Source organism: Mesorhizobium sp. M7A.F.Ca.CA.004.04.2.1 (genome assembly GCF_004022825.1).
GTDB lineage: Bacteria > Pseudomonadota > Alphaproteobacteria > Rhizobiales > Rhizobiaceae > Mesorhizobium.
Window position 1 is genome coordinate 1 of record NZ_RZPH01000454.1, and the last position, 4,564, is coordinate 4,564.

The following is a 4,564-nucleotide window of genomic DNA, read 5'->3' on the forward strand; positions in this document are numbered from 1 at the left end:
CTACCTGAATGTCGATCCAGGCACGATGTCGCCGTACCAGCATGGCGAAGTCTTCGTCACCGACGATGGTGCGGAAACCGATCTCGATCTTGGCCATTACGAGCGCTTCACAGGCCGCTCCGCCAACCAGCAGGACAACATCACCACCGGCCGCATCTACAAGAACATCATCGAGCGCGAGCGGCGCGGCGACTATCTCGGCGCAACCGTGCAGGTCATCCCGCACGTCACCGATGAGATCAAAAATTTCGTTCTCAACGGCAATGACGATTATGATTTCGTGTTGTGCGAGATCGGCGGCACGGTCGGCGACATCGAGGCGATGCCATTCCTGGAAGCTATTCGTCAGCTCGGCAACGACCTGCCGCGCAACAACGCCGTCTACGTCCATCTGACGCTGATGCCCTACATCCCGACGGCAGGCGAGCTGAAGACCAAGCCGACTCAGCATTCGGTCAAGGAGCTGCGCGGCATCGGCATCGCGCCCGATATCCTGCTGGTCCGTGCCGACCGCGCCATTCCCAAGGAAGAGCGCAGGAAACTGTCGCTGTTTTGCAATGTGCGCGAAAGTGCCGTGATTCAGGCGCTCGACGTGCCGCATATCTACGATGTGCCGATGGCATACCATAGGGAAGGGCTCGATTCGGAAGTGCTGGCCGCCTTCGGCATCGATCCGGCGCCGAAGCCGCGCATGGAGCCGTGGCAGGCGGTGTCCAACCGCATCCACAATCCTGAAGGCGAGGTCACCATCGCCGTTGTCGGCAAATATACCGGCCTCAAGGACGCCTACAAATCTCTGATCGAGGCGCTCTCGCATGGCGGCCTTGCCAACCACGTCAAGGTCAAGCTCGACTGGATCGAATCGGAGATCTTCGAAAAAGAGGATCCGACGCCCTGGCTGGAAAAGGTGCATGGCATCCTGGTCCCAGGCGGCTTTGGCGAGCGCGGTGCGGAAGGCAAGATCCTGGCGGCGAAGTTCGCGCGTGAGCGCAAGGTGCCGTATTTCGGCATCTGCTTCGGCATGCAGATGGCCTGCATCGAGGCAGCGCGGTCGCTGGCCGGCGTCGAACATGCGTCTTCGACCGAGTTTGGTCCGACCGAGGAACCGGTGGTCGGCCTGATGACCGAATGGCTGAAAGGCAACATGCTGGAGAAGCGCCGCGAAACCGGCGATCTCGGCGGCACGATGCGGCTCGGCGCCTATCAGGCCGAGCTCGCCAAGGGCTCCAAGATCGCCGAGATCTATGGCGACACACAGATTTTCGAGCGCCATCGCCACCGCTACGAGGTCAATGTCGACTACAAGGAGCGGCTCGAGGATTGCGGCCTGGTGTTTGCCGGTATGTCGCCCGACGGCGTGTTGCCGGAAACGGTCGAATACCCGGACCATCCGTGGTTCATCGGCGTGCAGTATCACCCGGAACTGAAAAGCCGGCCGCTCGAGCCGCATCCGCTGTTCGCCAGTTTCATCGAGGCGGCCGTGGAGCAGAGCCGGCTGGTGTAGCGATCAGGTCGGGCGGCAATGCAGACCTATGTCGCACTGCTTTACAGCATCATCCTGGCTGAGGGGCGACGGGTCGTCATGGCCGACCTCAAGGCCATGGCCGAAGAGCTCGGGCTGAACAACCCGCGCACGCTGGTGGCGACGGGCAATCTGGTCTTCGAGGCACCGGCAACTGATATCGCCGACCTCGAACAGTGGTTGGAGGCAGCCTTCGAAAAAACCTTCGGCCGCCATGTCGATATCATTGTGCGCGGTGCCGAGGACTGGCTGAAGCTTGCCGCCGGCAATCCGTTTCCGATGGAATCGAATGCGACCGCGGATCAGGTGGCGGTGCGCGTGATGCGTAAGCCTGCACCCGAGCAGGCCGTGACGGCACTGCAGGCCTATGCCGCCGAGGACGAGAAAGTGACTTCGCTCGGCGGCGACATCTGGGTCGTCTTTTCGCGAGAGAGGCCAAGTTCGCGGCTGCTCGCGGCAATGAACCACAAGCGCATGGGCATCGGCACGTCGCGCAACTGGAACACGGTGCGCAAATTGGCCGAGATGATCGGGTAGTTGGGGCGGCTTTGCGCCGCCCCTGATGATGCTCGTCAGGCTTTCGCGGTCTTGGCGCCTGCGCCCAGAGCGGCGGTGCGCAGCACGTAGTAGATAATGCCGGCGATCGCCACGCCGAAGAACCAGCCATAGACACCCCACCAGGACGGCAGCCAGTTGGTGAAGTTGGGCAGGATCGACGAGAAGATGGCGCCGATGCCTGCTGCGATGAAGGCATTGACGTGCCAGCCGCCCTGGAAACGGAACTCGCCGTCCTCGCGGTAGAGCGCCTCGACGTCGACCTCGCCCTTCCGGATCAGGTAGTAGTCGACCATCATCACCCCGAAGATCGGCCCCATTGTCGCGCCGATGATGTTGACGAAGGAAGCGGCACTGCCTTCCCACGGCGCGAAGGGGTAAAGCAGCAGGGCAATCACGGCCGCGATATAGCCGCCCTTCTTGAAGTCGATCTGCCTGGGAAAGACGTTGGAGAAGTCGAAGGCCGGCGAGACGAAGTTTGCCACCACGTTGATGCCGAGGGTTGCCACGGCAAAGGTCAGGGCTGCGAGCGCTGCCAGGAACCAGCTGTCGAATTTCGCCGAGATCTGGTCGGGATGCAGCAGCACCTCGCCATAAACGTCAAAGGCGGCAATGGTGGTGACGCCGGCGACCAGCGAGAACAGGATCAGGTTGATCGGCAGGCCCCAGATGTTGCCCTTGCGCAGCGATGCCTTGTCCGGCGCGTAACGGGCGAAATCGCAGAAGTTGAGATAGAGCGCCGAGAAATAGGTGACCCAGATCGCGGCCACCGCAAACAGCGAGGTCCACGATCCCGGCGTGCCGGGCACGCCCGCGTCCTTCGTCTTGTCCAGCAACACGTCCATCGGGATATCGCTGGTGAAGGCAAATCTCCCGGATTTCACGCAGAGATAGATCGCCAGGATCAGCATCATCACCCAAACCGCGGGGCCGGCCCAGTCCTGGAAGCGGCGCACCGTTTCCATGCCGTTCTGGATGATCAGCAGTTGCAGCCCCCAGATGACCACGAAGCAGATCACCTCCAGGCCGGTATGGCCGAGGAAATGCGTGCTGGCGTTGAAATCGGCGAACCATTGCGTTCGGATCAGCAGCGCCACGATCGCGCCCGAGGCGGCGGCCGTCTGCGCGCCGTACCAGAAACAGGCGACGATGGCGCGCACCAGTGCCGGTATGTTCGCACCCCAGATGCCGAAAGAGGCGCGGGCAAGCACGGGGTAGGGCACGCCCGTCTTCACTCCGGCATAGCCGACCATATTCATCAGCACATAGATGATCAGCGAGCCGATACCGATGGCGATGATGAAGTTGACGAAGCCGCCGCAGAACAGAAACAGGCTAGCGGCCAGATAGTAGCCCCAAAGGCTGTGGACGTCCGACGTCCAGACGTTGAAGATCGAGAATGGTCCCCAGTTTCGAACTTTGGCCGGAGCCAGATCCTCGTTGTACAGATCAGGTGAAGCACCCTGTATCGTCATGGCAATGTTCCCCTTTTGCAGCACGCGCCCTCACGCGTTGACCGCGTGCAGGTTAAGCCTGCCGCAGGGGAACCGACAAGCAACCTATTTGCCGGCTTTGGCCTTAAAGATATTCAATGAGAACTGCGATTATCGATGCAAGGCGATGGTGGGTCATCGCTGAACCCGGCACGGATGATTCGAAGTTCGACGCTGGGATTCCAATGTGAAGCGGTGGCTGCCGACATCTTCGGTAGGGGGCCCTAAGCGATGGCCATCACCTGCTTGTGGTCCGCGACTTCAGCGAGCAGCCAATCCTGAAACAGGCCGGTGCCTGGTTTGTTGCCGATGCTGCGACGCTGATGCAGGTAAATGCCGGCCGGATAGGTGTGGCGGACATGGAACGGCGCGACCAGTTTGCCTTGCTGCAGAAAATCTTGCGCCATTATCGTGTCCGCAAGCGCTATTCCGGCGCCATTGATCGCTTCGCGCATGATGAGCGTACAATCATCCAGTGTTGTGCTGGATTTTGGCGTCGTTTCCAGAACGCCTTCCTGCTCCAGCCAACGCTTCCATCTCATGGTTTCGCATTCATGGATCAGATGATGATTGACCAGATCGGCCGGCGATCGCAGCGGCACAGGCCCCTCCAAAAGCGAAGGCGCACAGACCGGGGTCAAAAGCAGCGGGATCAGCAGCGTCAAAGCCGGGCCGGCCTTGTAGACGAACTCGTCGACAATGGCCAAATCGAAGTTGGCGCGCTTGCCTGAAGTGGAGATCTCCAAATCCACCGACGGATGCAACCGGCGAAAGTTCGGCAACCGGTCCGCCAGCCAAAGGTTCAGAACGGTGGGCACGCACAAGACCCGGACCCGTTGGATCTTGCCGTGGCGCGAGCCGTCCGAGAGGCTGACGTCATCGGTGGCGCGCCAGATGGCTTCGAACGCCTCCGAGAGGCTGCGCGCATAGTAGGAGCCCCTGATGGTTGGCGTTATCTGGCGAAAACCGCGTTCGAACAGGTCCTGGCCAAGAT

Annotated in this window: 4 protein-coding genes; 2 read left to right on the forward strand and 2 right to left on the reverse strand. The window is 61.0% G+C overall.

Annotation, left to right across the window (positions count from 1 at the left end):
• The coding region (locus EN893_RS19825) for a CTP synthase (RefSeq protein WP_128361716.1) at nucleotides 1-1,504 on the forward strand (1,504 nt) is incomplete at its 5' end.
• A gap of 18 nt (nucleotides 1,505-1,522) precedes the next feature.
• On the forward strand, nucleotides 1,523-2,059 hold the full coding sequence (locus EN893_RS19830; protein WP_127268715.1) for a DUF1697 domain-containing protein: 537 nt from the start codon (nucleotides 1,523-1,525) through the stop codon (nucleotides 2,057-2,059).
• A 35-nt stretch (nucleotides 2,060-2,094) separates the two neighbouring features.
• On the opposite strand, the gene EN893_RS19835 is transcribed toward EN893_RS19830, so the two are convergent.
• Together EN893_RS19835 and EN893_RS19840 are read right to left on the reverse strand one after the other, a co-directional pair.
• Nucleotides 2,095-3,552 (reverse strand): NCS1 family nucleobase:cation symporter-1, encoded by a 1,458-nt coding sequence (locus EN893_RS19835; RefSeq protein WP_127268714.1) that lies wholly within the window; start codon nucleotides 3,550-3,552, stop codon nucleotides 2,095-2,097.
• Between the two features lie 242 nt (nucleotides 3,553-3,794).
• A partial coding sequence (locus EN893_RS19840) for a LysR substrate-binding domain-containing protein (protein ID WP_128361717.1) occupies nucleotides 3,795-4,564 on the reverse strand: 770 nt, incomplete at its 5' end.

What these genes read in the sequence shown, in the direction of transcription:
- EN893_RS19835 (WP_127268714.1), bottom strand. Translation starts at nt 3,552, where the DNA reads ATGACGATACAGGGTGCTTCACCTGATCTGTACAACGAGGATCTGGCT.
- EN893_RS19830 (WP_127268715.1), top strand. Translation starts at nt 1,523, where the DNA reads ATGCAGACCTATGTCGCACTGCTTTACAGCATCATCCTGGCTGAGGGG.